The 24,724-nt window shown below is 39.3% G+C and carries 22 protein-coding genes and 1 riboswitch; of the genes, 11 read left to right on the forward strand and 11 right to left on the reverse strand.

Annotated features, from left to right (window positions below; translation table 11 throughout):
- Positions 1 to 125: 125 nt before the first annotated feature.
- Positions 126 to 617 carry a peptide-methionine (S)-S-oxide reductase gene (locus CWC11_RS13605; RefSeq protein WP_138683123.1) on the forward strand — a complete coding sequence of 164 codons (492 nt, stop codon included), beginning with the start codon at positions 126 to 128 and terminating at the stop codon, positions 615 to 617.
- Between the two features lie 353 nt (positions 618 to 970).
- Here the strand turns inward: CWC11_RS13605 and CWC11_RS13610 are convergent, their stop codons facing one another.
- The 5 genes from CWC11_RS13610 to CWC11_RS13630 form a co-directional block, all read right to left on the reverse strand.
- Positions 971 to 1,267, reverse strand: coding sequence for a hypothetical protein (locus CWC11_RS13610; protein WP_138683124.1), 297 nt, complete (start codon positions 1,265 to 1,267; stop codon positions 971 to 973).
- 360 nt (positions 1,268 to 1,627) lie between these two features.
- Positions 1,628 to 2,179 (reverse strand): DUF4136 domain-containing protein, encoded by a 552-nt coding sequence (locus CWC11_RS13615; RefSeq protein ID WP_138683125.1) that lies wholly within the window; start codon positions 2,177 to 2,179, stop codon positions 1,628 to 1,630.
- Between the two features lie 108 nt (positions 2,180 to 2,287).
- Entirely contained in the window at positions 2,288 to 5,065 is a 2,778-nt protein-coding gene (locus CWC11_RS13620; protein WP_138683126.1) for an Mks condensin complex protein MksF, read from the reverse strand.
- Positions 5,062 to 5,610, reverse strand: coding sequence for a condensin complex protein MksE (locus CWC11_RS13625; protein WP_138683127.1), 549 nt, complete (start codon positions 5,608 to 5,610; stop codon positions 5,062 to 5,064). The genes CWC11_RS13620 and CWC11_RS13625 overlap by 4 nt, the downstream gene beginning before the upstream one ends.
- A gap of 3 nt (positions 5,611 to 5,613) precedes the next feature.
- Positions 5,614 to 6,885 carry an MksB family condensin complex protein gene (locus tag CWC11_RS13630; protein ID WP_138683128.1) on the reverse strand — a complete coding sequence of 424 codons (1,272 nt, stop codon included), beginning with the start codon at positions 6,883 to 6,885 and terminating at the stop codon, positions 5,614 to 5,616.
- A gap of 212 nt (positions 6,886 to 7,097) precedes the next feature.
- Between CWC11_RS13630 and nhaD the strand changes: the two genes are divergently transcribed.
- Together nhaD and lysC are read left to right on the forward strand one after the other, a co-directional pair.
- Entirely contained in the window at positions 7,098 to 8,345 is a 1,248-nt protein-coding gene (nhaD, locus tag CWC11_RS13635; RefSeq protein ID WP_138683129.1) for a sodium:proton antiporter NhaD, read from the forward strand.
- A gap of 98 nt (positions 8,346 to 8,443) precedes the next feature.
- A riboswitch (Lysine riboswitch) is annotated at positions 8,444 to 8,616 on the forward strand.
- 74 nt (positions 8,617 to 8,690) lie between these two features.
- A complete protein-coding gene (gene lysC, locus CWC11_RS13640) occupies positions 8,691 to 10,082 on the forward strand; it encodes a lysine-sensitive aspartokinase 3 (RefSeq protein ID WP_138683130.1) in 1,392 nt (463 codons plus the stop codon).
- Positions 10,083 to 10,091: 9 nt separating this feature from the next.
- Here lysC and CWC11_RS13645 read toward each other — a convergent pair whose 3' ends face one another.
- Positions 10,092 to 10,847 (reverse strand): 4'-phosphopantetheinyl transferase family protein, encoded by a 756-nt coding sequence (locus CWC11_RS13645; protein ID WP_138683131.1) that lies wholly within the window; start codon positions 10,845 to 10,847, stop codon positions 10,092 to 10,094.
- A gap of 139 nt (positions 10,848 to 10,986) precedes the next feature.
- On the opposite strand from CWC11_RS13645, the gene CWC11_RS13650 reads away from it, so the two are divergent.
- Positions 10,987 to 12,309, forward strand: a complete 1,323-nt coding sequence (locus CWC11_RS13650; RefSeq protein WP_138683132.1) for a sodium-dependent transporter — start codon at positions 10,987 to 10,989, stop codon at positions 12,307 to 12,309.
- A gap of 95 nt (positions 12,310 to 12,404) precedes the next feature.
- Here CWC11_RS13650 and CWC11_RS13655 read toward each other — a convergent pair whose 3' ends face one another.
- Both CWC11_RS13655 and CWC11_RS13660 read right to left on the reverse strand, forming a co-directional pair.
- Positions 12,405 to 13,385, reverse strand: a complete 981-nt coding sequence (locus CWC11_RS13655; RefSeq protein WP_138683133.1) for a 2-hydroxyacid dehydrogenase — start codon at positions 13,383 to 13,385, stop codon at positions 12,405 to 12,407.
- Positions 13,386 to 13,481: 96 nt separating this feature from the next.
- A complete protein-coding gene (locus CWC11_RS13660; RefSeq protein WP_138683134.1) occupies positions 13,482 to 14,027 on the reverse strand; it encodes a glutathione peroxidase in 546 nt (181 codons plus the stop codon).
- 121 nt (positions 14,028 to 14,148) lie between these two features.
- Here CWC11_RS13660 and CWC11_RS13665 point away from each other — a divergent pair, with 121 nt between their 5' ends.
- Positions 14,149 to 15,030: an NAD(P)-dependent oxidoreductase gene (locus CWC11_RS13665; RefSeq protein WP_138683135.1), complete on the forward strand. Its 882-nt coding sequence runs from the start codon at positions 14,149 to 14,151 to the stop codon at positions 15,028 to 15,030.
- A 644-nt stretch (positions 15,031 to 15,674) separates the two neighbouring features.
- On the opposite strand, the gene sbcB is transcribed toward CWC11_RS13665, so the two are convergent.
- From sbcB to CWC11_RS13680, 3 genes are all read right to left on the reverse strand, one after another.
- A complete protein-coding gene (gene sbcB, locus CWC11_RS13670) occupies positions 15,675 to 17,120 on the reverse strand; it encodes an exodeoxyribonuclease I (RefSeq protein WP_138683136.1) in 1,446 nt (481 codons plus the stop codon).
- 211 nt (positions 17,121 to 17,331) lie between these two features.
- Positions 17,332 to 18,512, reverse strand: a protein-coding gene (locus tag CWC11_RS13675) for an IS3 family transposase (protein ID WP_138683137.1) whose coding sequence is annotated in 2 segments (ribosomal slippage) — positions 17,332 to 18,254 and positions 18,254 to 18,512 — 1,182 coding nt in all. Because the reading frame shifts where the segments join, the coding sequence is not laid out codon by codon here.
- A 72-nt stretch (positions 18,513 to 18,584) separates the two neighbouring features.
- Positions 18,585 to 19,070 (reverse strand): hypothetical protein, encoded by a 486-nt coding sequence (locus tag CWC11_RS13680; RefSeq protein ID WP_138683138.1) that lies wholly within the window; start codon positions 19,068 to 19,070, stop codon positions 18,585 to 18,587.
- Positions 19,071 to 19,318: 248 nt separating this feature from the next.
- Here CWC11_RS13680 and CWC11_RS13685 point away from each other — a divergent pair, with 248 nt between their 5' ends.
- From CWC11_RS13685 to CWC11_RS13710, 6 genes are all read left to right on the forward strand, one after another.
- A complete protein-coding gene (locus tag CWC11_RS13685) occupies positions 19,319 to 19,723 on the forward strand; it encodes a hypothetical protein (RefSeq protein WP_058548932.1) in 405 nt (134 codons plus the stop codon).
- 384 nt (positions 19,724 to 20,107) lie between these two features.
- Positions 20,108 to 21,373 carry a cation:proton antiporter gene (locus CWC11_RS13690; protein WP_138683139.1) on the forward strand — a complete coding sequence of 422 codons (1,266 nt, stop codon included), beginning with the start codon at positions 20,108 to 20,110 and terminating at the stop codon, positions 21,371 to 21,373.
- Between the two features lie 278 nt (positions 21,374 to 21,651).
- Complete coding sequence (locus CWC11_RS13695; RefSeq protein ID WP_058548934.1) at positions 21,652 to 22,059, forward strand: hypothetical protein; 408 nt, start codon at positions 21,652 to 21,654, stop codon at positions 22,057 to 22,059.
- A gap of 284 nt (positions 22,060 to 22,343) precedes the next feature.
- On the forward strand, positions 22,344 to 22,682 hold the full coding sequence (locus CWC11_RS13700) for a methanolan biosynthesis protein EpsI (RefSeq protein ID WP_138683140.1): 339 nt from the start codon (positions 22,344 to 22,346) through the stop codon (positions 22,680 to 22,682).
- A complete protein-coding gene (locus CWC11_RS13705; protein ID WP_058548936.1) occupies positions 22,675 to 24,018 on the forward strand; it encodes an SPFH domain-containing protein in 1,344 nt (447 codons plus the stop codon). The genes CWC11_RS13700 and CWC11_RS13705 overlap by 8 nt, the downstream gene beginning before the upstream one ends.
- 185 nt (positions 24,019 to 24,203) lie before the next feature.
- Positions 24,204 to 24,479: a YrhK family protein gene (locus tag CWC11_RS13710; RefSeq protein WP_138683141.1), complete on the forward strand. Its 276-nt coding sequence runs from the start codon at positions 24,204 to 24,206 to the stop codon at positions 24,477 to 24,479.
- Positions 24,480 to 24,724: the final 245 nt, after the last annotated feature.

The following is a 24,724-nucleotide window of genomic DNA, read 5'->3' on the forward strand; positions in this document are numbered from 1 at the left end:
CCCACATTTGAGCATGATAAAATAGCCAAATATAACAGCAGTCATTTTGTGCGCGATTGTACATTAATTTGTTAATAACTGCATTTGATAACCATTCACACTTCTCTCATTAGGTAACATTTATAATGGATACTAAAGAACATAATACTATTTACTTTGCTGGTGGCTGCCTGTGGGGTGTACAAGAGTTTATGAAACATTTACCAGGCGTGGTTAGCACACAGGCAGGGCGCGCGAACGGTACAAGTAAAACGACAGATGGCGACTATGATGGTTATGCAGAATGCGTAAAGGTAACTTTTGACCTAAACGTCGTTACCCTAAATAAGCTGTTTGACTACTTTTTTGAAATTATTGACCCATACAGCATTAATAAACAAGGGGATGACGTAGGCCCTAAATACCGCACTGCTATTTACAGCAAAAACCAAAGCCATTTAGACGCAGCAAGCAATTATATAAATAAGCGCAGTGATGCAGAAAAAATTGTTGTACAGGTAGAGCTGCTTACTAATTACGTACCAAGCGATGCTGAACACCAAGACCGTTTAACTAACCACCCAGATGACTATTGCCATATACCCTTTGAGTTATTGTATAAATACAAAACGAGTTAATAAAAACTATTGTTTATTTTTTCTTTGAGCTTTTTTGCTTAGTTTTTTCTTTTTTTCGCGGAAACATGTCTCTACTTAGGTATGGTACTGCTAAAAAAAAGATCCCACATCCTAAGTAAAAAAAAAGGTTAAAAAGATAAGTAAATGGAGAGGTCGAGAAAAAATAAACCTCAGATTCAACACGATAATCTGTTGGTGTAAGTACATAACCGTCGTATATAGATTTTACTGCGATTATGATAGATAAGGAGCCTATAGCCAAAAAAAACAAGGAGAATGCTATTTGATTTAATAACATTCTGGTATTACTAATATTAGCGTGTTTTATTTTTGGCTTCTTTCTTGGTTTAGTGTTATTTGATTTCTTCATGTTTACCAAAAAAAGTAATAAGCATAGCTATAAATATTCCGGCAAAGCCAACGGTTGAGAAAATTGAGCTATATTCACTTTTAATACTGAAAATATTTAGTAGGCTAGTTATTAATAAAAGTGATATTCCAAGTGTTTTTAAAACTTCTAGTGTTTTATTTAAACCAAACCATTCAAGGCAAGAAGGGCATTGCTTTTCAATAAAAATTCCTTTTTTATTAGTGTTTTTTATATCTGTACTATTAATTTTATTCTGACAGCTAGGGCATGTAGGTTTCATTTTAATCCTTTATTTAACCTTTTTTAATTTCTCTTAATACTCTAAAACCAATATAACTTGATCTTCGGTTTACTGTAAACTCCAGTCTTTGGGTGTGATGTAAGTGTTACTCTCCTTTAGATGGGCTTAAAATTTAAATTATATTTGAGAAATCATAAGTAATTAGATGTTAAAACTTCTCGCGCAAGCAAGCTTAGCGCCTACCGATAACGTTTAACACGAAGTTTTTGTAGACGTGCAGCTTGCTGACGTGACGAGCGTAGCTCGTAATTATTTAGCTCTGAGGTATCAAAATATACGCGCATCAAAAAAGCTCACATAATGTGAGCTTTTTAAAACTTATTTAAAGCTAATTCTAATTTACAGCTGCTTGTGCGGCGGGAAGTTGCTTAAAATATTAGCGACTGTTTCTTTAATTGATGCTTCGCGTTGTTCTGGCGATTGGTTTTTCTTTAAACGGCCTTCTTTAGCACCGCGCCAAACAAGTTGATTTGATTCGCGGTCGATAATATCAATCACTAAAGTGCCTACTTCATACTCACGGGCTGTTGTATCACGTTGAAAACCTGTGCCCCAGTATCCCCAACGAGCGCCGTAACCTACGTTAAAGGTATCTACTTCAAGTTCTTTATCTACCGATGCATGGTAGTTAACAAGCACATCCGCTTGCGCGGCATCAACTAAATTCATACCTAAGGTTTGGCTAAGCTCTGCGTTTACTGCGGTACGTACGCGTTTTTCCATTAAGCCATTGATTTGATAATTTGTGGTGTCTTTAGTTAAGCTCGCGTTTTCTACCCAAGCAAATGTTTTAAAATTACTAAAGTTGGCTGATTTGTCGTAATCCCAATCAGGGGTTTGTGTACAGGCTGTAAGTAGTGCTAGCGCTGCAACAATAAGTATATTTTTCATTACGTTTGCTCCAATAAAATGCGTTACCTTAAAATAACACACATCATTTAAATGTGTATTATTTTAACGTTCTATATTTTAGTTTAATAGCTGAGCCTTAATGGCCAATTAACTGTGTTCAACTTCTATCCAATCTTTTTCGTCTACCCAGTTTTGTGCGCCATCTTTTACTGAACGAATAGGCACAATGTAGTCACAGCTTATTTGTGGCTTAACCGAGGCAAATATAGGCACAAAGCCAAAGCTCAGTGCAGTTTCTATAATTGCTTTTTGGTTTTGCGGGTCGATATCAGCCGCTTCATCTATATAAATAGGTATACGGTAAAGGTTTTGTTCTTGATCGCTTAATAAGTAACGAATAAACAACATGCCACATAATAACTTAATAGTAATACGAGTTCCGTTTGAGCCAGCTGAGTCTATTTTTTCAAAGTGTTCGGTTTCACCTGCGCGATTTACCACTTCAAAACGAATATCAAATAAATCAGTTAAGGTAAGGCCTGCTTTATCCGAGGCAAGTTTTATTAAGTGATCTTTTGCTTCGTTTACTGCGCTTTCGCTGTAAGGTTCTTGGCTCAGTAAATCAAGGGTGTCGCCTTGCTCAAACTGATGCGACGTGCTGATAATGGTATCAATACTATCAACCAGCATTTTGCGCGGTATTACGTTAATTTTAAACGCTTGAAGGTTAGAAATACGGTGCTGGCTTATGCCTTTATTAAAGCTATTCATTTCACGGCGAAGGCGGTCTAAATCTTCTCGCAAGCCTTTAATGGTTGCGGCCACTTCGGTCAGTGCTACGCGTCCTTGGCGCTCAACGGCATCGCGTTCGTTATCAAGGTTATGAAATGCGCTAATAAGCTTTTGGTATTTAGTAAATTCGTCGTTTTCGTTATCGAACTTAGTAATGCCCGCGTTATATACATGTAAATAGGTATTACGCACGTTTATGTCAAAATTGCGCAGCTCTTGGCAGTCTTTATTAAAGTGATGTACTAAATCGCTTAAGTTATCAAAGTCGACTGTTATATCAATCATGTACGGGGTTACTTTCCCGCTGTATAAATCGAGAGTATGATCAATTCGCTCGCTTTTAACTTGGCGCAGGCGCTCAGTTTGACGATTAATTTGCTCTTGCTTTGATTTAATTAACGAGCGTCTGTCTGCAATTGAGCCACTATTTTTTTGTATGTCTTGCAGGTAATCGTCGACTTGTTCGCGCTCTGCTAATAATTGCTCTTTTAGCATGCCTTGCGCTTCTACAGATTGCTGCATTACCTCAAATTGCTCTAAGCGTTTTAGGGCGCTCTCTGCGCTCATTAGCTCATCGTAAAGTGCATCTTTTTCTTTTTGTTTATCTGCAACATTAGCAGCCACTTCGCGCTGTTGTTTAAACTCTTTTAATGAGTGCTCAAGTGCACTTAACTGCGCCGTTAATTGCTCTTTGTTTTCGCCGCTTTGCATGTGTACTGGCGAGAGCTTTTTAAGTTTAATGCTTGCACCTGGAAGCGTTAGCACACCGCCTTTAACGTTTTCACTTAACAGCGATAAAAAGTCCCCAAAGGCATCTTCATCATCAATGGTTATATCGCCATTAGTGGTGGTTGCAAACGAGAGTAGGTCGGGATTTAAAATGCGCGATATTTCTTCTACTTCTTTAAGCGATAGGTCTTCGCGCATACGGGTAAACAAATTAAACTCAAGGTTTTTAAGCTGCAGCTTTAAGCTTTTTATTTGTTTTTGAGTTTCGCTAATACGGTAATCAAGCGTGTGCAGACTTTGGCCTTGTGCGCTGGTTATAGAGTGTGAAAGCGACTCGTAATCGTGCTTAAGCTGGCCAAGGCTAGTTTTAAGAGTGGCCTTATTTACCAGCTCAAACTCGCTTTTTAGAGCGCTGTAATCTAAAAACCATTGCTCAATTTGGGTTTGTCTGCGCTCTATATCGCGTGATTGCTGTACGTATAGGCTTTGCTTTTGTTCAAACTCATGTTTTTCGTGTTCTATGTCTTCAAGTGCAACACCTAGCTCATTTAGCTGCGCCTCTTGGTAAGTATCAAAGTCAATTAGGGCTTGGTCAATTTTAGGTGCATAGGCTGCTAACTTACCTTTGAGCACGGTTTGATTTTCAAGCATTGATTCAAGCGCGCTTATTGGCTCTTGCATTGATTCAAGGGCTTTTAATTCACGTTTAGCGCGGTTTACTTTATCAAACGAGCGACGCCAGACTTCGTAAAAGTCGACCTTTGAGTTTGACATATGGCGCTCAAACACGCGTAGCATAAAGCGTTTAACATCGCTTGCGCCCAATTTATGTAAGTTAAGAATACGTCTAAAAATTTCTTTATAAATGGCAGAGTCTTGCACATTATTAAGCGGGATCATTTTTAAGTTAATGTCGCCGTCAAAGGGTGTTGCGCCACCGGTAAGTAGGGCGTTTAGCTCTTGTGCTTTTAGCTCTATAGGGTTGTAATTAAGCGACTTTAAATGATTAAACAGCTTAGTAAACTTAATTATGGTATTACCTTGCGTGTACTGCTCTAAATCAAGTTTGCCCTGATAACAAAAGTACTGATGCGCGTAACCGGCTATTTTACCAAGGCCTGCTACACCAATAACAACCGAGCCATGAGGGAGGTTAGCTTCTAGTAAAATGTACGACTGATCCGATGAAAAATAAAACTTACGGGTTTCATCTAAATCATGCCCGTCCCATTCGGTTAAGCGTAAATCGTTTATTAGCGGAAATTGCAGAGCGTTAATAACCGAGCTTTTACCGGTATTGTTAGGCGCACAAATAGAGCTGCTTTTATCAAGCGGGATCACACATTTTGCATAGCCTGCGGTGTTAAGTAGGGCGAGTTTACTTAGTCCGTATAGATTTTTCATTCCTCGTCCTCCGTAATGTAGGTTTCTTCGTTTACTTCCATTAATGCATCTATATAGCGGTGAATGGGCGCTTGTAGCATAAATCCGCCTTCTACTTCTCGGGCTAAACCTAAGCGCACCATGCGCAGGTATACGTCTTTACGTAAATCTGAGCCCGAAAATATCTCGAGCTGATCAAACAAGTGTTTGTTAATTTGCACTAAGGTTTGCATCAGTTCTAAATCGTTTACTTCATCAAACAAGGCGCGCATTGGGTCTTTACCCGTATTGGCAAAATGCTCAATTAAAATGTAAATAGTAAGTGCGATAGCACGGGATATTTTGCCCATATTTGGCGTGCTTTCGTCGCTTGTAAAGTAGTAAAAGCCGCGGCTGTCGTGTTTTAAATCGTGGCCAAGGGCATTAAATAATGCACTGTAGGCGTCTATGTGTTGGTCAAGCTCTTGCCACATTACATTGTCTTGTTCGCAAATATGGTAACCCGCAACTAATTTTTTATTAATGGCTTGCAGGTGTGTTAGCTCGTCTAGGTTTATATGTGTCATGTGTTACTCGTCTGCCTTTGTGTCTGGCTGAGGCGCTGAATTAAATGGGTATAACGAAAAGTGTTGGCCGGCTATTTTTACGCGCGCTTTTTCATCGCTTTGGCTAATGAGTACGTCGCTGTCGCTGACTAACTTTTGATACAAAAATAGCATTTCGTCGGCGTCTAGGTCGGGGTAGCTCTCATCTAAAAATTGCAGCAATGGCTGAGGCTTTTTACGTTTTTTATTAAAGCGTTTTGCAAAGGTTTTTTTAACATCGTGGTAATCAGGAATGTTAGGCGTTACAAAAGCCGGTACGTCTTGTTGCTCTGGAAGCTGGTATTCTTCATGTTCAAATTCAACCAAGCTTGCCATGTAAGCCACTATATGGCGCTGCTGCCCAAGCGAATAACGCTGCGCATCGCTTACAAAGTTTGGCTGTACCGCACTTAGCATGTTGTCTACGCCATTTTTACGCACCAGGCCGAGCACTTTTGCCGCTTGGCGGGTAATTAAGTTATTACGGCGTAGTTCTTCGCGCAGTGGCATGAGCATATCGGCACTTTTTCGTAAGCTTTCTCGGCCAACTAAATGCATTTCGAGTATACGGGTACGTAATTGCTCAAGCATGCGTTTGTCGTTGTAGGCTTTACCCGAGCGCTCAATGTGCTCTATTTGCTTACTTATTTGTTGCTCAATAATTGTAAAGCAGGCATGAAAATCGCCCCTAATATCGACCATTTCAAGCATAGGCTCTATGTATTCGTCAAAGGCTTCTATTACGGCTTTGTAGCGCTTTTGCAAAGATTGCACCGCGTGATCAGACTTAGCTTGCTCAACAATATTTAATATGGCGTTTTCGTTGTGTGCGTAGAGCTTCATTATTTTACGCACCCGATCATCCATAATGCGGCTAAAGCGGCGTAAATCGTCAAAGTCTTCCATTTCGCCGGCGTTATCTAGTCGGTTTCCTAGACGGGCTAAGTCATCAACCAAAACGCTAATTTCTTGTGCTAAACCTAGGTGTTCTTCTTGTAATAAAAAACTCGCAAAATCGGCAATGGCACGGTTAATTTCAAGCTGAGAAGATTTAGCCAATGGAATAAGTATATCTTGATTGAGCAAGCGATTTGTTTCTTTGTATATGCGCTCGTTTGTCCATGTGGGCTGCTTTTGCTTAATGGCATTTTGTACGTCTTTTAGGCTAAAATCGGCCATTTTAAAACGTTTAAATAATAGCTCTAAAACACCCCAATGTTCGCTAAGGGTATTAAGCAGCTTTTTAGCTGGGATCATATGAGGTTACAACATCCTAGTATTTTATTATTGAGTTCTTACAAAGGACTCATTATTACGTATTTTGCCTGCATATAGTATTCGTTTTTAAGACCATTTAATAATAGTTTTTGCACATCTGTGGTGCTAAAATCCGCACCAAAATTAGGAACGATCAAATGTGAGTTATTTGAACGTTCTGTTAAAACTATATCAAAGGTTATTTAACTACCATGGTCCCCTCGATAATTTTAACCCTAATAGCGATTGCCTTTTTACTGATCGTTATAGAAGATATAATTCACGTAAATAAAGCTAAAACAACACTCTTTTTTGGAACGCTTTGTTGGATTATACTTTTTGTTAACCCTCTTCATGGGCAAAGCCCAGCAACTATTCAGCATCTTCTCAACGAAAATATATTAGAAATAGCCTCACTGTGGCTGTTTTTAATGGCCGCCATGACCTTTGTCGCGTATTTAAACTCTAAAGGGTTTATTGAAAACATTGTGCACCGGGTAATGCCTAAAAGCATTAGCGAACGACAGCTTATGTTTTTAGTGGGCGGCTTTGCTTTTTTGTTTTCGTCTATTTCTGACAATGTAACCGCTACGCTTATATCACTTGCCGTGGTTATGTCGCTAAATCTTGAAGCTAAAAAGCTCATTAAATACGCCACACTTATTGTGTTTGGGGTTAACTCTGGCGGTGTATCGCTAATAACCGGTGATGTAACCACCTTAATGATATTTTTGGACGGCAAGGTTTCTATTGCAAACTTATTACTGCTTATAGCGCCTGCGTTTATAAGTGTAATGCTATTAGCGCTTTTACTCTCTATTGGTATGAAAGGGCAAATAGAGTTTGTGGGCTCGCAAAAAAAACGTATAGAAAAAACCGACATTACCATCGCCATCATATTTTTATCAACCGTGGTAAGTACGTTAACCCTTAGCGTAATTTATAGCGTACCGCCGCTATTAACGTTTTTATTTGGCTTATCGGTAATGTTTTTAGTGGCGCAATTTTTAATGCGCAAAAAAGATATAAACAAAGATATCATCGATTTTGTACGCGACATAGAATACGACACGCTACTGTTTTTTGTGGGTGTGCTTTTACTTGTTGGCGCATTAAAAGAAATTGGTATTTTAAGTAAATTTACCGATTTATATACAGTAATGGCACCTGAATACGCTAACTATTTAATGGGAATATTATCGGCAGGGGTTGATAACGTACCGCTTACAGCTGCGCTATTAAAAGCAGATATAGTAATGAGCCAGCAACATTGGTTGTCGTTTACTTATGCAACAGGTGTTGGTGGGTCAATGCTTATAATTGGTTCGGCAGCGGGTATTATTGCCATGAGCAAACTTAAAGCACTTACTTTTACTAGTTACTTTAAATTATCGCTGCAATTATTAATTTGTTATACCGTAGGTTATGCAGGCGCTTACTTTATGGGTGGTTTTGTTTAATATTTACTATAAATGCTTGACACCTAGACGTCTAAACGATAACTTTCAAAGCCCCGCTAATTAGCGGGGCTTTGTTTTATTAGCCAATAGTTAATAAAGCATTCAGAAGAGGTGCGATACTTAGGTATTTAATGGTAGGTGACGAACGCCCATAACCATTAAAGAGGGAAGTACTCGCCGAGAAAAACAATGGTACGTCGCAATTGTTTTTCGGTTTATGGGGCTGAATCCTCAAAACTGTCACCAATATAGGTGGAGAGCTTCTGGCAGCGGACACATCAAATGCATTCCTTTGCCAAGTTCTTCTTGTTTTTTAGTGGTTAAAATACCGCGAAAGGAGACTAAATGACTACCCAATCAGCGCCACAAACAGTGCCTAAAACAGAGTTAAGCGCAAAATCCGATTACATCGTTGCCAAATTTGGCGGAACCAGTGTTGCAAATTTTGAAGCGATGAGTCGCTGCAGCGAAATTATTGTTGCAGATAAAAGCGTACGTATTGTAGCTGTGAGCGCCAGTGCCGGCGTAACTAACCACTTAGTTGCACTGTGTAAATCAAGCATTACCCCAGAGCAGCGCCAAGAACACATTGATGGCGTGCTAGCCATTCAGCACGCTATTTTAGATGAGTTATCGCTTGATGCCGATTTAGCCGTAGGTTTTAACGAAACATTAAAAGCATTCCAAACACTAGCGATTGAAACACTAACAACTGATCAACAACACGATGAGCTACTTAGCTTTGGTGAGCGCTTATCGTCGTACTTATTTGCGCAAGTGCTGCGTTTAAAAGGCTTAAATGCCGACCGTTTTGATGTACGAAAAGTACTTAAAACCGACAGCCAGTTTGGTAAAGCAACACCAAATGTTAAAGCCACAGCGCAAGCGGCTAAAGAAGTATTAATTCCGCTATTAGATGAGCAAGTAATTGTAACTCAAGGTTTTGTTGGTAGCGACGAATTTGGCCAAACAACCACGCTTGGCCGTGGTGGTTCAGATTATAGCGCAGCATTACTTGCTGAGGCGATTAACGCTAAAAGCGTACATATTTGGACCGACGTAGTGGGTATTTTTAGCACAGACCCGCGTTTATGTGCCAAAGCAACGCCTATTGCCCGTTTAAGCTTTGACGAAGCCGCAGAAATGGCCACTTTTGGGGCAAAAGTATTGCACCCAGCTACTATTTTACCAGCCAGCCGGAGCCACATTAATGTATTTGTGGGTTCTAGCCGTGAGCCAGAGCGCGGTGGTACATGGATTGAGCGCGAAAAATCGCAGCAGCCAGGTATACGCGCCGTAACGCAACGTAAAAACCAAATTTTGCTCACACTTAAAAGCCCTGAAATGCTATTGGCAAGTGGCTTTTTAGCCCGTGTGTTTACCATTTTAAGTGAGTTTAATATATCGGTAGATTTAGTGACTACCTCTGAAATAAGCGTAGCCATTACCCTCGATAACGCGCCTAATGCGTCGCGCCCAGAGCTTGAGCAAGCGTGTTTAGATAAGCTTGCTGAATTTTGCCATGTATCGGTTGAAAACAACTTAACGTTAGTGGCACTTATTGGCTCAGAAATACAACTTCGTCAGCACGAAATGAACCTAATGAATGTACTAAAAGAGTTTAATATTCGTTTAATTTGCCATGGTGCAAGTAAGCACAACCTTTGCTTTTTAGTAGAGCAGGGCGAGTCAGATACCGTGGTACAAGCTATACATAGCCGCCTATTAGAGGCGTAAAATAAACAGTTAAAGTATAAAGTCTGTTATTAAAAAGCATCGCCAGTCGGTGCTTTTTTTATGCGCTACAGTTACATCAAAGTGGGTGTGTTTGTTATTACTTTCAACGGTAACACAGTTACTTGATGCACTCAGTGTTGCCATATTTAACTCGTTAAACACATTAGGGCTAAGCAATTTAGCAATAGGGCGGCTGGTGGCTTTAGCAAGCGACTCTTTTAATGTCCAAATTCTAAAAAAGGTATTAGCTTGGGTTTGCGTATTACTTGGCTCAGTAATTAGGGCTATTTCGTCTGCATGATAAAAATGTTTTGCGAGCTTTTCAAACGGGCGCTTTAGGCTTATTTTTTCAATATCAAAACCAAACTCAGTTTTCGCTAAGTTAAGGGCTACGCCAACCAGACCATGAGAGTGCGAAATACAGGTATTAAAAATGTCGCCACTAACATGCAGTTGTAGTTTTGCGCTCGCTTCGTCAAATTGAGTGCTCATACTATTTAGCGTTATGTTAGCGTATTGTGGCTGCGTTATTTTAACGAGTTGTTTTAATAATATGCGAGTAGCCAAATACTCTTGTTTTGCTTGCGCGCTTTTACGGCGATTTATAACGCTTAGCTCAAACGGGCTTAAGTAATCGGGTAAATTAAATTTACTTACATCGAGTTTTGTAGCATCAAATAATAAAATACTGTTATTAGCTAACGGTAAGTTTGTTAATTGAATAGGGGTAATGCTTAAGGTGTTTTTAAAATAATGTGCGGTCATAAATGCTTAAATTGAGTGAGCCGCTGCAATTATGAGCGGTTAACAGAGCTTATTTATACAACGAGCAATTTTATTACTCAGCTGGCATGAAATATGGTTTAATTCACAACTATCAAAATAATAACAGATTTGTAGATGTATGGCACAAGTGCGTGATGGCTTTCAAAGCCGATTTGGTTTTGTTTTAGCCGCTGCTGGCGCAGCAGTGGGTTTAGGTAATATTTGGGGTTTTCCTACACAAGCAGCCAACCATGGTGGTGGTGCATTTTTACTCGTTTACTTTATTGTCATTTTTTTATTGGCATTGCCGGCACTTTATACCGAGCTTTACTTAGGTCACAAGGCACAAGCAAACCCAGTAAAAGCCCTTGGCGATGCATGGCAAAATACTAATAAAAAAATAGGTGCTGCGGCAGGTTATATTGGCCTTGCGGGCGCTGTGGTTATGCTTAGCTTTTATTCTATTGTAGCTGGGTGGATGCTTTCATACGCCATTGAGCCCATAACCTCATTTTTTGGCTTTGATGCCGCAAGCGACTTTTTACACAGTGACTCTGTGCTGCGTAATTTTGTATTTACGCCACTTATGCTTATTTTAACAGCCAGCATTATTTTAAAAGGGGTTAAGTCGGGTATTGAAACCTGGTCGCGCCGCTTAATGCCATTACTGTTAGTTTTATTGGTTGGCTTAATTGTTTATATAGCCAGCTTAGATGGCGCAAGCGAAGGCTTTGCCGCGTATTTAATACCTGATTTTAGCCAAGTGCTCGATCCAAATTTAATTATTGCAGCAATGGGGCAGGCGTTCTTTTCGCTCTCGTTAGGTGTAGGTTGTATGATGATTTACGGCTCGTACTTACAGCCAGATGCAAACCTGCCAAAACTAACCGCAAGCGTTGCACTACTTGATACAAGCGTGGCGTTTTTGGCCGGTTTACTCATTGTGCCTGCCATTTATGTAGCGCAGCATAACGGCGTTGAAGTGTTTAATGGCGGTAAATTAATTGGCGAAGGGCAGCTTATTTTTGCCATTTTACCAGAGCTATTTAGCACGATGGGCGAAATTGGTTTATTAGTCGGCTTATTGTTTTTTGTACTTATGTCGATTGCATCGGTTACATCAACTATTTCAACCACTGAGATCCCGGTTGCCTTTTTAGTCGAAAACCATAATGTGAGCCGCACTAAAGCAACGTGGGCAGTCAGTTTAGTCGTACTTATATGTGCAAGCGCAATTATATTAAACTTTGATTGGTTATTTGGTTTGGTAATTATGCTGTTTACCCAATACCAATTACCGCTAATGGGGTTGTTTTACTTTATTACAGTAGGTTGGATGTGGCAGCGAGGGAATAAATTACATGAGGCAACAACAGGGATTCACTATTGGTTTGCTCAGTACATTCGTTTTGTGTGCCCAATATTAATGACCCTGGTATTTGCTAACGTAGCCTTTGGGTGATTATGGCTAAGCCATAGAGCTAGCATTAAAAATAGATTAATAAGCGAAGTGAACTTATAAACTCACTTCGCTTTTTTGTGCCTATGTTAAATAGCTTATAAAACCTCATTAGTTAGAGGCTTACTTTCACAAACTTCCAGCGCGTTTTTTATGGTTGTATTAGCAATCTCGGTAAGTGCTTCTTGGGTAAAAAATCCTTGATGGCCAGTGACTAATACATTTTTAAAGCTCACTAAGCGCGAGAATATATCGTCTTGATTTATTTCGTCACTGTGGTTTTTAAAAAATAGCTCAGACTCTTGCTCGTACACGTCGAGCCCTAAATACCCCAGTTTTTTAGTTTTAAGTGCGTTTATACACGCTTTACTATTAAGTAGCGCACCACGCGAGGTATTAATAAGCATAACGCCGGGTTTCATTTTATTAAATGCTTCATCATTTATTAAGTGGTGAGTTTGATCTGTTAATGGGCAGTGCAGTGAAATTATATCGCTTTGAGTTAACAGCGAATCTAAATCGGTAATAGTGTAATTACCAGGTTGTGCATAAGGGTCGCACACTAAAACGTTTGCACCAAAGCCATTTAATATATTACAAAGCGCAAGGCCAATTTTACCGCAACCTATAATTCCAACCGTTTTACTGTGCAGGTTAAAGCCTAATAAACCGTTTAAATCAAAGTTGTCTTCGCGTACGCGGTTATAGGCTTTGTGTGTTTTACGACTCAGCGTAAGCATAAGTGCAATACAGTGCTCTGCTACGGCTTCAGGGCTGTAAGCAGGTACGCGTAATACGTTCATGCTGTTTGCTTTTGCTGCGGGTAAATCTACGTTATTAAACCCTGCACAGCGTAGTAAAATGGTTTTTATACCAAAGCTTGCAAGCTGCTTTATTACAGCGTCATCAACGGTGTCGTTTACAAAGACACATATAGCATCAAAGTCTTTAGCTAAAATGGCGGTGTTTTGATTAAGAGATTGCTCTAAATAAGTAATCGATACACTACTTTGGCCTGTAATGCTTTGCTCAAAAAAAGGCTGCTCGTACTTTTGGGTGCTAAAAAAAGCAATGTTCATGTTATTGGCTCCAACGCTTATAGGCTCATCTATATAACATTAAACTACTTTTAGGTAATGCGCTTTAATAAGCGCCACTTTATTGTTTTAAAATAACTAAATGCCTTTTAATGCTGCAAAATTTGTTACTATTTTTGGGCTTTTTTTACCACTCGCTTTTTTTTGCAAGTTGGCTTCAATAACGTGTTTTAACGTTTCGGGTTTGGTACGTGGTGCGTAACGCGCAACTAGTTGCCCTTCGGTATTAATTAAAAACTTTGTAAAGTTCCACTTTATTGCGCGGTTTTGAGAAATACCACGCGTATGCGATTTTAAATAATTAAACAGTGGGTGGGCTTCAGGGCCGTTTACCATTACTTTTCCAAACAACTCAAACGATACGTTAAATTGCGCTTGGTAAAAGTCTTTAATGGCTAAATTATCAAGAGGCTCATTATGCCCAAATTGATTACACGGAAACGCCAATATTGTAAATCCGCTGCTTTTGTATTCTTGATACAGCTTTTCTAGGGCGCTTAATTGCACCGAAAAATTACACTTACTGGCTGTATTAACAATAAGTATGGTTTTGCCCTTTAACTGGCTAAGAGGAAAACTTTCACTGTTATAAAGTGGTGCGTTAAATTGATAAATGCTATCCATAGGTTACCTACTTAATTCCCTAATAGTGGAAATTTTATAAAGACTTTCATTCGCTTTTTCGCCACCCGATTGACATAATCGAGGCCTAGTTTCTAAGTTATCAGTTTAATAGGTCATTTTTATGTCAATGAAAGTCGCATTTATAGGTTTAGGCGTAATGGGTTACCCAATGGCGGGTCATTTAGCAAAAGCAGGGCACAGTGTATGTGTTTATAACCGTACTACAGCTAAGGCTCAAACCTGGACAGAACAATACTCTGGTTGCTTTGCGCCCACTCCACGCGAAGCCGTAAGTAATGCCGATATAGTATTTATGTGTGTTGGAAACGATGACGATTTACGCTCGGTAGTATATGGCGACGATGGTGTTTTAGCGGGCATGCTGCCACACACAATATTAGTTGATCATACAACAACCTCTGCTGAAGTTGCCCGTGAAGTAGCAGCAAAGGCAGCCCTGCAAAATATCGACTTTATAGATGCGCCTGTGTCTGGCGGGCAAGCTGGCGCTGAAAATGGCGTGTTAACGGTAATGGCCGGTGGCAATGAAGCTGTATTTGCAAAAGCACAACCTGTAATGGCGGCATTTAGCCGTTTTAGCCAGTTGCTAGGCGAAGTTGGCTCTGGCCAATTATGTAAAATGGTTAATCAAATCTGTATTGCAGGTGTTGTGCAAGGCTTAGCTGAAGGCTTACACTTTGCCAAGCAAGCTGGGCTTGATGGCGAAAAAGTAATTGAAACCATATCAAAAGGGGCTGCTGGCTCGTGGCAAATGGAAAACCGCTACAAAACTATGTGGGCAGGTGAATACGAGTTTGGCTTTGCGGTAGATTGGATGCGTAAAGATTTAGGCATTGCGCTTGATGAAGCTAAAAACAACGGCGCTACTTTACCGATGACAGCAACGGTTGATCAATACTACGCCGATGTGCAAGCACTTGGCGGCGGCAGATACGACACCTCAAGCTTACTTGCACGAATAGAAGCGCTGCATAAAAAATAACGTTACACATTTTAAATATTAAAAGCTTCGCTTTTCGCGTGAGCAAGCTATACGTCTACCACCAAGGTGTAGATATGGGGCTTACTTGTAGACGCGAAGCTTGCTTGCGTGACGGGCAAGCCCGTAAAGTGATTAATTCACAAAGAGGTTATGAGGCGCTGCGCTTTTAGAGGAAGTGAATAGCCAAAGCTATTTTTGGCTTATGTTTTCTGATTTTCTTCTCATTCACTCCTCTTTGTGAGTAGTGTTTTACTTAAGCAATTAAAAGCTGCGCTTTTCACGTGAGCAAGCTCAACGTCTACCGCGAAGGTGTAGATATGAGTTTTACTTGTAGACGCGAAGCTTGCTTGCGTGACGGGCAAAGCCCGTAAAGTGATTTATTCACAATGAGTTTATAAGGCACTGTGCTTTAAGAGGTAGAGATTAACTTAAAACTACTTTTGGCTTGTGTTTTCTCATTTTCTTCTCATTCACTCCTCTTTGTGAGTAGTGTTTTATTTAAGCAATTAAAAGCTGCGCTTTTCACGTGAGCAAGCTTAACGTCTACCGCGAAGGTGGAGATATGGGGTTTATTTGTAGACGCGAAGCTTGCTTGCGTGATGGGCGAAGCCCATAATAATTTAAACAAAAACGCTTAAAGCAAATTACATGCTTTGAGCGTAGTTATATAAAGCCTTTAAAATAGTCAGATTCTTTTCGCTGTCGTCGTGCTCATGAGCTAGGTTTTCAAGGGTGATCATAAAATCTTGTGCGCTAATTGAGGGTTGATCTTCCCCGTGCATTAATTTGTTTTGGCAATACTGGCGCCATTGATCAAGTTCTTGCTGGTTTAGTGTTTCAGGCCAGTTTCGTGCACGGTATCTAAACAGTAATGTATTAAACTTTTTATCTTCAAAATCTAAATTTAAGCCCGCTAACTCATCTGGTTTAGCATCACGTATAATCGCAAATTTTGCTTTGTCGGCATGGCTTGTAAAGCCATCGTAAAGTAAGTAATCAACGTTAGTGGTCGAGCTGTAATCGCCTTTTTCGTTAAACACTTCGGTTACTTTATCGCGAAGCTCGGTGTTGGCTTTTAAAATAGCTAAATTAGCAAGGCACTGCTCGCGGTCAATTCCTAAACGGGCTGCGTTTTCAGGCAATAACGTTTTAGCAGGTGCTAAAATAGGGCACTTGTTTAAATGCACCAGCTTTAAACCAACAGGTAAATCGCCCTCGGCTAAATCAACGCGTTTGGTGTATAAACGTTTACGTAATTCTTCTACGTTTAAATCAAGTAACACTTGCGGGCTTTGGGTTAAATCAAAACAAATAACCGCGTTTTTATTTACCGGATGAAAGCTCATAGGGGCCACCCACGTTGTACAACCCTGCGTTGCAGGAATACGCGATGATGTATGTACCAGCGGCGTCATGTTAAATACATCAACTAAATCACCCAGCGCTTTTTTATTCCGCAGTCCAAAAAAGAAGTTATAAAGCTTTGGCTGTTTTTCTTTTATTAGTTTAGCCAGTGCAATAGTGGCGGTTACATCGCTTAGCGCATCGTGCGCAGCAGCGTGTTCAATACCGTTGGCTACTGTTAAATGCTCTAGTTTAAAGCTTGGGCTGCCATCTTCTTTTAACGGCCATTCAATACCTTCAGGGCGAAGTGCATAGCAAGCGCGTACTAAATCAATAATATCCCAGCGGCTATTATTGTTTTTATATTCACGCTCGTAGGGGTCGTAAAAGTTACGATAAAAGCTATAGCGGCTTACTTCGTCATCAAAGCGAATACTGTTATAACCAGCAACACAGGTGTTTGGCACACTAAATTCGGCATGAATTTTTGCAATAAACTCAGCTTCAACCAAGCCTTTTTTCATCGCCACTTGAGGTGTAATACCCGTAATTAAACATGCCTCAGGGTGAGGTAAGTAATCCGCTTGTGGCTTACAATATTCAATAAGCGGCTCGCCAATTATATTTAAATCAAGATCGGTACGAATACCTGCAAATTGGCTCGGCTTATCCTTTTGAGGGCTCGCCCCCCACGTCTCGTAGTCGTGCCAATATATTGTTGCTTGATTTTGCTCTTGATATGCCATGCTGAAAACCCTGAGTAGTTAACTTAAAAGCACCTAAATGCGCGCCAAGTTACTAAAATAATGAATTATTTAGATTATGGCATATGGGGGAGGGAGTTTATAGGTTTGGGGGTAAATGATGTACTTAGGGGATGTAAATAGTAAAGTTAATTCTGATGGGAGTAGTATCTGTATAATTCATGAAATAGTTTTTATTACATGGGTGTAGAGGTCAATAAAATTTGGCCACAGTTTTAGAATCTTGATATCTAACCTCAGATTCATTTGGCGCTAAACCGGCATTATAATTATGCGGCCTAACGTTGTTGTAATATCCGTTGATATAATCACTAACGCTATATTTAGCATCTATAAAATTTCCATATCCAACCTTTGGCATCCATTCCGTTTTAAAGCTTCTAAAAAATCGCTCCATTGGTGCATTATCCCAACAGTTTCCACGCCTACTCATACTTTGTTTGATTTTATAGCGCCATAAACGTTGGCGATATTTTAAACTTGTATAATGACTACCTTGGTCCGAATGAAACATCAGTCTTGTCGGTTTTCCTCTGCTTTCATACGCGAGTTCAAGCGCTTTTAGCGTTAAATTAGTATCGGGTGACAAGGACATGGCCCAGCCAACTACTTTACGTGCAAATAAATCAATAACAACGGCTAAATAAGCCCAGCGATTGCCTACCCAAATATACGTCACATCACCGCACCACACTGTATCTGGCTCAACTACATCAAATTGTCTATCAAGCAGGTTTGGAATTTCAAGGTGTTCATTACCACCGCGTTTATATGAATGTTGAGGTACTTGGCAGCTTTCAAGCTTTAATTTAACCATTAACTTAGCAGCACGATAACGACTCAATTTAAAGTCATTGTTCGTTGCTATTGCCGCGATTGTCCGCGCCCCAGCTGAGCCGCCGCTCATTGCATGTATTGCTCTAACTTCAGCCTCTAGCCTTACTTGTTCTGGTGTCGGCGTCGTATTCCGTATAGCCCAATATTTATAGCTGCTACGATGCACATTGAATACGTTACACAGCACGCTAATTGGATAACGCTCTCTTTGATTTAGTTTCTCAATTAACGAGAATTGTTCAGGGAGTCGGACATCAAGAGAGCGGTAGCCTTTTTTAATATATCCTTTTCTAATTCAATGCGTTGAATTTGCTTTTTAAGTTCGCGGATTTCAATTTGTTCGGGCGTCATTGGTGAAGCCAATGGTGACTGGCCATTACGCTCTTGCTTTAATTGAGTAACCCATTTACTGACGGTTGATTTACCCACTCCCATCGCTTTGGCTGCTTCTTCTTGCGTATAGCTTTGGTCAACGACAAGCTGAGCTGTTTCTAATTTTATTGCTGCAGAATACGTTGCGCGTTTTAATTTCGTCATTTTTTCACCCAAATTTGTATGCTTATTAGCATAACATTTCTTTCTTAATGGGTGGCCAAAATCACTGTACCACTACAGTAAGCATGCAGTAAATTTTTTACTATAAAGTTCGTCTGTAATATAATTTTCTAAGTTCTTACTAAACTGGCTTATTTTAGTATCATTCGATAATCCATCGTTATTGAGATCAACTTCAGAATGAAATTCTCTTTCTATAAAAAAGTTTACACACATTAGGTATAAGCTTTCAACTTGTGAAGTTTGCTCTGCAACCTGGTTCTTTAAATCTGTGGATAAATATTTAAAACTTTCAATGTTTTGAATAAATAAAGTTCCATATTTTTGAATGCTAACTTCACAATATAGATCCCATGGAGTTGGGGACGAGTAAATGTTCTGTAAAATAGACAGTACATCTTTAAAAAGGAGGTTTGTTTTACGAATTTCTTCACTAGATTTTTCATTTTCAATTCTTTTTTTAAAAGAGTTCTCTGATAAATTATGGTTTAGTAAAAACCTATTAATGATCTCGTAATTAGAATTACTTTGAAAAAACATAATTAGTCCTTTAATTTTAATAGTATTTTAGAAAAAATTAGGTATGCAATCAATAATACATTACATAACTTTTGAGGTACATCGAATGTAGTTTCTGTTCTACTCAAAACTCTCAACTACTAGACTAAAGTCTATAAGTTAATTTTCTTCACTTATTGGTTTTGTTTTAATCGTTTGTCGTTTTTGTGGTAATTCTCTAAAGTTCAATTGTCGGCAACAAGCACGACTTAACCAACAGGATTATGACCATGAAAACACTTATCAAAACTATCGCTCTTAGCTCACTACTTACTTGTTCAGCTGCTGCAATGGCTGATCAAAGTGATTACAAATTAATGGTTATCGAAACTGCAACAGCGCCGCAGCCACTTGAGCAATCATTTAATAGCTGCGCACTGAATGTTAAGTCAAAAAACTATGCCCAAGCTGAAGAAATTTGTACAAAAGCAATCGCACTTTTAAAAGATGCAGATGGCCCTAAATTTAAAGTACGCCAGCTTACCTCTTACGCTTTAAGTAACCGTGGTGTAGCGCGTTTAAAATCGAATAACGAAACTGCTGCATTAGCCGATTTATACGAAGCTAACCAAATGTCTAACAGCACTATGGTATCGCACAACTTAAATCGCGCTAAAGAAGAGCTTTCTTTATAAAAGATTGCTCATAAAGTGTTTTATAAAACACTTTAATTAAGCGAGAGTACAAAAAAGCCATGTTAGGTTAAACCCTTATATGGCTTTTTTGCGTTTTTGCTATTTATAAAAAGCACAAATTCAGTGCTACAGTAAGCCTACTTATACTAATCGCAATAATACCTAAGCGGTTTGAGGCGCTAAAGCGAGGCTAGCTGCGTAAGTTTGCTCATTGAAAACTGCATGAATGCAAAAGGTAATTCAATGCAGAAGCAATTAGTGATAACAACTAAACAATGATGTTTTGCCTTGTTTATGTAAGGCTTTAGTACCTAAAAAAGCTCACTTAATTAAGCGAACGGGTATTTAAAATAATAACCAATTACTATTTATGGATAAATTAATATGGAACCTACCGTCGTCTCTTCAGGCACTTTAACTATATTTGAAATTAGCGCGATATTTTTATCGATTACTTCGTTACTTACCTATGTGAATCATCGCTTTATTGGCTTGCCAACCACAATTGGTGTGATGGTTATTTCTATGCTGGTTTCTATTACTGCGATATTTTTGGGCTTTTTAGGGTTTGATGATCTGATAGATTATGAGGTGACCTTACTCGATCAGCTTAATTTTACGGAGGTTTTACTTGATGGCATGCTTTCTATGTTGCTATTTGCTGGGGCGCTTCATGTAAATGTAAGCGATTTAAGGCGTTATAAATTACCGATTGGTATTTTGGCATGTGTGGGTACGCTTGTATCTACCGTTATTATTGCTGGTGCGCTTTATTTATTACTGCCATTACTTGGCTTTGATTTATCGTTTATTTGGTGTTTATTATTTGGCGCGTTAATTTCGCCAACCGATCCGATTGCTGTTATGGGTATTTTACGCTCAGCGGGGGCGCCTAAAAGTATTGAAACTGTGATAGCGGGTGAGTCGTTATTTAATGACGGAATAGGGGTGGTGGTATTTGTTTTATTACTGGGTATTTTATCAAGTGGTGATATTCCTACAACCTATTCTGTAGCGCATACGTTAGCTGTTGAAGCGGGTGGTGGAATTATTTTTGGCTTAACTCTTGGCGGCATTTTATATTACTTACTTAAAAGTATAGATAGCTACCAAGAAGAGGTATTACTTACTCTGGCAGGTGTTATTGGTGGTTATGCCCTGGCAAGCCATTGGCACCTATCGGGGCCTCTTGCGATGGTTATGATGGGGTTAATGGTGGGTAACCATGGCCGTAATTTAGCCATGAGTGATAAAACACGTCATTACGTTGATTTGTTTTGGGAGCTTATTGACGAAATTTTAAATGCCATTTTATTTGTTTTAATTGGGCTTGAAGTTGTAATGATTGCCTATTCGGGCAATTTATTAGCCGCTGCTGTGTTAACCATATTAATTGCTTTATTAGCACGCTTAATTGTTGTGGGTATAACAACCACCACTTTTAATAAGCAATTAGCGTTGCCCTCTGGTGCGTGGAAGGTATTAACGTGGGGAGGATTGCGCGGCGGTATTTCGGTGGCGCTTGTTTTGCAACTTCCAGGTGGTGCAGAGCGAAATGTTTTACTTACCTTAACTTATGCTGTGGTGGTGTTTTCTATTTTGATCCAGGGGTTAAGTGTTGGCAAAGTTGCTAAAAGTATTCGTAAGTAAACTTAAATAAATTAGCTGTATTTTATTCATACAGCTAATGTTGCAAAAAATAGCGTGTTTTACTGGTGTTACCTAAATTTTGTTTAGGAATCAGTTGCTAATAAGGGCTAATTGTTACTCGATTTTATAACAAATTAGCTCACGTATTAGACTAAAGTCTATAGGTTAATTTTCTTCACTTATTACGTTTGTTTTTCTCGTTTGTCGCTGTTGAGCTAATACTCTAAAGTTCAGTTGTCGGCAACAAGCACGACTAACTTAATTAGGAAAGGCAAACCATGAAACGTACACTTTTAAAAACCATCGCTCTTGGCTCATTACTAACTTGCTCAGCAGCTGTAATGGCTGATTCAAGTGACTACAAACTAATGGTTATCAAAACCGCTACTGCGCCATTGCCACTTGAAGAGTCATTCAATAGCTGCGCACTTAACGTTAAATCTAAAAATTACGCACAAGCTGAAGAAATTTGTACAAAAGCTATCGCACTTTTAAAAGATGCTGAAGGCCCTAAATTTAAAGTACGCCAGCTTACATCTTACGCGTTAAGCAACCGTGGTGTTGCACGTTTAAAAGCGCATAACGATACAGCAGCTCTTGCCGATTTATACGAAGCAGTACAGGTTTCTGAAAATTCAATGGTAACGCATAACTTAACTCGCGCTAAAGAAGAGCTTTCTTTATAAGAAGCTCTAGCTAGCGTAAGTTTCAAAAAAGCCCCTGCAAGGTATAACCTGCAGGGGCTTTTCTGCGCACGATATAAAAGTTTACCGTTGTTTGCGGACCCTCACTTGCAAAAAAATTCATACCCAGACTCTTATTTAGATAGATTTAGTATTTAGCTATTGGCTAATGTTTTATTTTTACCTGTTTTTTAGACGGTTATTCTGTAAAATCACGCATTAACATTTGTGAAAAAAATTTACACTTGTGATTAAGGTGATTATTCAACTAAATATAAGTAGGAATTATGATTTTTTATATTGTTGGGTTGAGTACATTGGTTATTATTTTGTGTTTAGCTATTTATGTCATTTATAGCAATGTACGCACAAGCCGAGTAAGAAAAACAAAAGAATACAATATGTTATTTGATAAAGATACCATTGTGGATGATCTTATTACTCAACTTACTGATAAAAACCAAGCCCAAGCAGACGAGCATAAAACAATAAAAGGTAAAGAAGAGATCCTTGCAACATTTATTGAATTGCATCGCTCAGGTAGTTTTTGTGCGCATTTAAGCGAGCAAGAAATTATTTACTTTGTTAAGAAAAAATTAAACATGGAGAGTAGTAACAATGGATAACGAAAAAGTAATCCCAGCAGAAAAAAATGAGTCGTTTATGAGCCGTTTTGGCCGCCGTAATGTCATTGTGGTGTCGTCAATTGTTGTTGTATTAGCGGTTATTGCCACGCTTACATCGCAGGTTATATCGTGGAACGAAGCAGATGAGCGATTAGTACACCAATCAGCATTTACTGGTAATTTAACGGTGATAAATCAGGCTGGCCCTTATTTAAAAGCATTTGGTACTACCTCGGCCTATAAAAAAGTAATTTCTATTAACTTTACTGGTGATAGTAGTGCAACAGCAAGCGCGATTGTACCGTTAATTCCTATTCGCTTTTTAGATACAACAACCGGTGGTGCCCGTGGTGTGTCGCGTTTTAGATTACCGGGCAATGTGCCAGCTAGTGAGTCTGGCGCATTACGTGGTTTACTTAAAATACACGAAGAATTTGGCTCACAAGAAACCCTAATTTCTAACCTACTAATGCGTGCTACAACTGAAAATGTTAAAGCGTCTGCACGTATGATGTCGGTAGAGCAACATTACTCAGGTGGTAATGGCCAATTAAGCCAAGATTTTTCTGATCAGCTAACCAACGGTATTTTTGTAACCGAGCAAATTATTAGTACTGGTGAGCGTGATAAAACTGACGATTTAAGTAATTTGAGTAAACAGCAACGCGTTACTATTAATATTAAAAAAGACAGCGAAGGCAATGCACTGCGTAACGCACCTATTTTAGGCGCTTACGGTATTACGGTAGTTGATGCGAGCATTATTGATATTGACTACGAAAGTAAAGTTAACGCACGTCTGGAGGCGCAAAAGCAAGCGGCTGCAGATGAAGCGCTTGCGCGTCAAAACCTTAAAAAAGCAGAGCAACAAGCGCGTACAGAGGTTGCACTAGGTGAACAAGCCATTGCTAAGCAACGTGCAGAATCTGAAAAGCTAAAAATTAAAGAGCAAATTGATGCTGAGCGTATTAAAGCAAATGCGATTATTTCAGCGCAGCAACGTGTAGCGGTTAAAGCGGAGCTTGCAAAAGAGCAAGAAGAGATATTAAAACAACAACGCTTAGAAGCACTTGGTATGGATGTGTTAGCTGAGGCACGTTTACGTGCTAAGTCGGCAGCGCTTGATCCTAAATATGTTTTTGATGAAACATTAAAAGCTGAGGTTAAAATTCAAACTGCTTTATTTACAAGTTTAGGCAATAGCCGCCTAGTACCTGAAATTGTTATTGGTGGTGCAGGGCAAGGCGAGCAAAGCAACGGTTCTGAATTTATGCGTTTACTCGCTGCTGATGCCGCTTTAAGTCTTAAAAAGCGTTTAGAAAAAGAGAAAAAATAAACGATTTATCAAATTTAAAAGTTATGCTTAGCCTTATGTTATAAAGACTATACAAATCAAAACGCTGCCTGATATTTCAGACAGCGTTTTTTATTGAGTGCAATTTTTTATTGTATTGTGCAGATAAGCCTATATTTTTGTAAAAACAGTTTTTTAATTACACAGTAAAAAAGTGAGCAGTATTGATGGATAGCAGAAATCAGCTTAATTTAGACTTAGGGCAAGAGCATATTACCATCCAACGTCGTTATGAAGCGCTGGGAGCATTTAACGATTTTTTGATTGCAGTGTGGTTTTTAATTGGTAGTTTTTTCTTTTTAAATGACTCATTAATAGAAAGCGGTACGTGGTTATTTATAGTCGGCAGTGCGCAATTGCTTATAAAACCTGTTTTGAAGTTGATAAGCCAAGGGTGTGTTGATCTTTGTGGATTGAAATTTGTTCAATCTAGGGGCGATTAAATCGCGGCGCGAGGTTTGTAACCTAGTGGGCTAAGTAAAAACCGAGCAACAAAGAGTTAATCGTCCCTAGAAAGAACCCAAAGGGCAGCGCATGTTTGGTCTTTATGCTGCGTTATCGCCTATTTATGGGGAATAACCACACTGCATAGACTCTGCCTTGCCTAAAAACCAAACATACTGCTGCAAATTCACCCACGAAAGGTCAACACGCCCTATCACCTGGGAGTTTTATTTCGCTAAGCTCC

Origin of the sequence: Pseudoalteromonas sp. S3178, assembly GCF_005886985.1 — a bacterium.
Lineage (GTDB): Bacteria > Pseudomonadota > Gammaproteobacteria > Enterobacterales > Alteromonadaceae > Pseudoalteromonas > Pseudoalteromonas carrageenovora.

Bases quoted from the DNA above. Each gene is read 5' to 3' on its own strand.
- CWC11_RS13660 (WP_138683134.1), bottom strand. From the start codon at position 14,027: ATGGATAGCATTTATCAATTTAACGCACCACTTTATAACAGTGAAAGT.
- CWC11_RS13680 (WP_138683138.1), bottom strand. From the start codon at position 19,070: ATGTTTTTTCAAAGTAATTCTAATTACGAGATCATTAATAGGTTTTTA.
- CWC11_RS13620 (WP_138683126.1), bottom strand. From the start codon at position 5,065: ATGAAAAATCTATACGGACTAAGTAAACTCGCCCTACTTAACACCGCA.
- CWC11_RS13665 (WP_138683135.1), top strand. From the start codon at position 14,149: ATGTCAATGAAAGTCGCATTTATAGGTTTAGGCGTAATGGGTTACCCA.
- CWC11_RS13630 (WP_138683128.1), bottom strand. From the start codon at position 6,885: ATGATCCCAGCTAAAAAGCTGCTTAATACCCTTAGCGAACATTGGGGT.
- CWC11_RS13695 (WP_058548934.1), top strand. From the start codon at position 21,652: ATGAAACGTACACTTTTAAAAACCATCGCTCTTGGCTCATTACTAACT.
- CWC11_RS13705 (WP_058548936.1), top strand. From the start codon at position 22,675: ATGGATAACGAAAAAGTAATCCCAGCAGAAAAAAATGAGTCGTTTATG.
- CWC11_RS13610 (WP_138683124.1), bottom strand. From the start codon at position 1,267: ATGAAACCTACATGCCCTAGCTGTCAGAATAAAATTAATAGTACAGAT.
- CWC11_RS13625 (WP_138683127.1), bottom strand. From the start codon at position 5,610: ATGACACATATAAACCTAGACGAGCTAACACACCTGCAAGCCATTAAT.
- CWC11_RS13710 (WP_138683141.1), top strand. From the start codon at position 24,204: ATGGATAGCAGAAATCAGCTTAATTTAGACTTAGGGCAAGAGCATATT.
- lysC (WP_138683130.1), top strand. From the start codon at position 8,691: ATGACTACCCAATCAGCGCCACAAACAGTGCCTAAAACAGAGTTAAGC.
- CWC11_RS13615 (WP_138683125.1), bottom strand. From the start codon at position 2,179: ATGAAAAATATACTTATTGTTGCAGCGCTAGCACTACTTACAGCCTGT.
- sbcB (WP_138683136.1), bottom strand. From the start codon at position 17,120: ATGGCATATCAAGAGCAAAATCAAGCAACAATATATTGGCACGACTAC.
- CWC11_RS13605 (WP_138683123.1), top strand. From the start codon at position 126: ATGGATACTAAAGAACATAATACTATTTACTTTGCTGGTGGCTGCCTG.
- CWC11_RS13690 (WP_138683139.1), top strand. From the start codon at position 20,108: ATGGAACCTACCGTCGTCTCTTCAGGCACTTTAACTATATTTGAAATT.
- nhaD (WP_138683129.1), top strand. From the start codon at position 7,098: ATGGTCCCCTCGATAATTTTAACCCTAATAGCGATTGCCTTTTTACTG.
- CWC11_RS13655 (WP_138683133.1), bottom strand. From the start codon at position 13,385: ATGAACATTGCTTTTTTTAGCACCCAAAAGTACGAGCAGCCTTTTTTT.
- CWC11_RS13645 (WP_138683131.1), bottom strand. From the start codon at position 10,847: ATGACCGCACATTATTTTAAAAACACCTTAAGCATTACCCCTATTCAA.
- CWC11_RS13650 (WP_138683132.1), top strand. From the start codon at position 10,987: ATGGCACAAGTGCGTGATGGCTTTCAAAGCCGATTTGGTTTTGTTTTA.
- CWC11_RS13685 (WP_058548932.1), top strand. From the start codon at position 19,319: ATGAAAACACTTATCAAAACTATCGCTCTTAGCTCACTACTTACTTGT.
- CWC11_RS13700 (WP_138683140.1), top strand. From the start codon at position 22,344: ATGATTTTTTATATTGTTGGGTTGAGTACATTGGTTATTATTTTGTGT.